The organism is Mesorhizobium sp. M1A.F.Ca.IN.020.06.1.1 (assembly GCF_004023265.1).
In the GTDB taxonomy this organism is placed as follows: Bacteria; Pseudomonadota; Alphaproteobacteria; order Rhizobiales; family Rhizobiaceae; genus Mesorhizobium.
Genome location: NZ_RZSR01000768.1, coordinates 1 through 2,944, shown reverse-complemented (window position 1 = coordinate 2,944; position 2,944 = coordinate 1). Strand labels below are relative to the sequence as shown.

Sequence of the window (2,944 nt, the reverse complement as noted above, 5' to 3'; positions counted from 1 at the left end):
GTGCCGGATGAATTCAGGGAGCTGGCGGAGAAGGAGCTGTGAGGGAGGTGCTTCGGCATCTGCTCTGCGGCGCTGGAGATTGGCGAAAGCCGACGCGCCGTCCGATCTCCCCCTTGTGGGGAGATGTCGCCGAAGGCGACAGAGGGCGTCGCCGCGCGTGAAGCGCCGGCGTCGTCGGCGACGAAGACAATGCTGGCGATCTATGTGAGACGACCCTCTCTGGCCTGCCGGCCGTATCCCCCTCAAGGGTTGAGATCACGCGCTCGGTCGGCTGCCCTCAACCCGCCACCGCCCAGTCCAGCCGCATCGCCGCGCTCATCGTTTGCCCATCTTCAAGCACCGTCAGCCCTTCGCCGTGATGCGCATCGACCGGGTGCGACACCGGCTCGAAGCAGAAGAAGTCGGCGTCGGATGACGGGGAATAGAGGATATAGACGCCAAGCTCCGGCGAGGCGGTGAGCGTGACCCCGATCCCCTCCTCGAGCTGCGCGATCGAGGCGCGACGATTCCAGCCGTCGAAGGCGTTGTTGACCCAGTCCCACGGCAGCGGGATGGAGCGCGAGAAATCCCAGGCCGGGCGCTCGCTCACGGGCACGACGCCGACCGGCAAATGGCGCTCGTCCTCCAGCCAGACACGCCCGGCCTTGGCCTCGAGCAGGGTTGTGTCGCCGCGCGGGAACCAGGGATGGAAACCGAGGCCGTAAGGCAGGCGCATGCCGGCGCGGTTCTCCACCGTCAGCCGCGCCTCCAGCGCGCCGTCCCGCAGCGCATAGGTCACGGTAGCAGCATAGCGGTAAGGACCGATCGCGCCCTCGTCGAGCACCAGCTCCGCCTCGGTGTCCGTGCGGCGGGCAAGCCGCCACGGTTTCTGGAAACCGTCGCCGTGGATCGGAAAGGCTTCGCCCGGAACGTTCGGCGCGACCGCGTGGAAGCGGCCGTCGAAAGTGAAGCCGCCGCCGGAGATGCGGTTCGACCACGGCACCAGGAGCTGGCAGCCGGACGTCCCGGTGCCATCGCCGGGCTTCAGCAGCGGAACCGGCGCGCTGCCGATCACCAGCGCGTCATAGCGCGCGATCGCCGCGCCCTTCTCCGGCGCCAGCACCAGCCTCGCCTGCCCGTCGTTCAGCTTGACCGCGCCGGCCATATCCTCACCAGCCGCCATCGATGGCGATGTTCTGGCCGCTGATCATGTCGGAGGCGGGTGAGGCGAGGAACAGGACGAGCTCGGCGACATTGTCAGGCTCGATGCGCGTCTTGAGGCTTTGGTTCTCGAGGATACAGTCATTGTACTGCTTCAACCGGTCGCCGAAGACGCGCGCCTCCGCCTCCGAGACCACCGCGCCCGGCGACACGGCGTTGACGCGGATGCCATGCGGCCCGAGCTCGCGCGCCAGCGACTTGGTGAGCCCGAGCATGGCGCCCTTCGAGGCGACATAGGGTACGTAGCCGTCCCAGCGGCCGTTGAGCGTGATCGAGCAGAAGTTGACGATCTTGCCGTAGCCCTTCGCCTTCATGCCCGGCGCGCAGGCCCGCGCCAGCGCAAAGGCGGCCGAGGAATTGACGCGGATCTGATCCTCATATTCGGCCAGCGAGAACTGCTCGAACGGCCGGTTGATGATCAGCGCCGCGTTGTTGATCAGGATATCGATCCCACCTTCCTTCGCCGCCAGCGCGGCAACAGCCGCTTCCGCATCGGCCAGCCGGTTGAGATCGCAGCCGACGAAGGCCATATCGCCCCTGGCCTGTCCGGCAAGTCTCGCCACCGTCTGCTCGCCCTCACTAATGTCGGGGCGGTCGAGCACCAGCACGCGCGCGCCGGCCCGCGCCAGCGTTACCGCCTGGGCCCGGCCGAGCGAGCCGAGGCCACCCGTCAGCAACACTTTACGACCAGCGAGCGCCTTCATTGCCTAACCCCTCACAGGACAGAATGGACTTCGTCGATCGAAGTGTCGCCGATGCGCTTGTCCAGCACGATCTCGCCGCGCGCCATCGCGACGATACGGTCGCAGCACTCGAAGACGTGGTGCATGTTGTGACTGATGAAGACGCCTGTCACCCCCTGTTCCTTCAGGCCGCGCACGAAGCCGATCACCTTGTTGGTCTCCTTGACCGAGAGGTGATTGGTTGGCTCGTCGAGGATCATTACCTTCGACTTGAAGTGCATGGCGCGCGCGATCGCGACGCCCTGGCGCTGGCCTCCGGAGAGCTCGCCGACGAGCGCGTCGGGGGAGCGCAGATGCAGGTCGACATTGGCGATGGCGCGCACGCCTTCCTCGGCCATCTTCTTCTGGTCGAGGATGCCGACGCCGAGGATCGAAAACCGGGTCGGCTCACGGCCGATGAACAGGTTGCGGGCGATCGACATGGTGGGGACCATGGAATTGTACTGGTAGATGGTCTCAATGCCGAGATCCATCGCGTCGCGCGGCGTCGCGATGCTGACCTCCCTGCCCTCGACCTTGATCTCGCCCTGGTCGGCGCGGTGGACGCCGGACAGGATGTTGATCAAGGTCGACTTGCCGGCGCCGTTGTCGCCGACCAGGCCGAGCGCCTCGCCGCGCTTGAAGTCGAGCGTGACGCCTTTGAGGGCATGCACGCCGGAATACCATTTGTGCAGATCGCGCACAGAGATGATGGCATCGCTCACGGCTCAGCCCTCCATCTTGATGGCCTTGGCGCGCTTGCGCATCCAGGCATTGGCGACGACGGCGAAGATGGTCAGGAAGCCGATGGCGAATTTGAACCAGTTGGCGTCGACATGGCTGAGCACAAGGCCGTTGTCGATGACCCGGATGAGCGTCGTGCCGATGATGCCGCCCATGACGGTGCCGATGCCGCCGGCGAGCGAGGCGCCGCCGATGACGGCGGATGCCACCGCCTGCAGCTCCATGCCCTCGCCGATCGAAGGCAGCGGCGACCCCAGCCGCAGCAACTGCAGCATGCC

At 66.4% G+C, this 2,944-nt stretch carries 3 protein-coding genes and 1 pseudogene; all 4 read right to left on the bottom strand.

Annotation, left to right across the window (positions count from 1 at the left end; all coding sequences use genetic code 11):
- Positions 1-277: 277 nt before the first annotated feature.
- Positions 278-1,162, bottom strand: coding sequence for an aldose 1-epimerase (locus tag EOA60_RS26615; protein ID WP_245322365.1), 885 nt, complete (start codon positions 1,160-1,162; stop codon positions 278-280).
- Positions 1,149-1,904: an SDR family oxidoreductase gene (locus EOA60_RS26610; RefSeq protein ID WP_095824581.1), complete on the bottom strand. Its 756-nt coding sequence runs from the start codon at positions 1,902-1,904 to the stop codon at positions 1,149-1,151. The genes EOA60_RS26615 and EOA60_RS26610 overlap by 14 nt, the downstream gene beginning before the upstream one ends.
- An 11-nt stretch (positions 1,905-1,915) precedes the next feature.
- Positions 1,916-2,647, bottom strand: coding sequence for an ATP-binding cassette domain-containing protein (locus tag EOA60_RS26605; protein WP_127335180.1), 732 nt, complete (start codon positions 2,645-2,647; stop codon positions 1,916-1,918).
- 3 nt (positions 2,648-2,650) lie between these two features.
- Positions 2,651-2,944, bottom strand: a pseudogene (locus EOA60_RS26600) (ABC transporter permease); the annotation flags it as partial.

Bases quoted from the DNA above. Each gene is read 5' to 3' on its own strand.
- EOA60_RS26615 (WP_245322365.1), bottom strand. From the start codon at position 1,162: ATGGCGGCTGGTGAGGATATGGCCGGCGCGGTCAAGCTGAACGACGGG.
- EOA60_RS26610 (WP_095824581.1), bottom strand. From the start codon at position 1,904: ATGAAGGCGCTCGCTGGTCGTAAAGTGTTGCTGACGGGTGGCCTCGGC.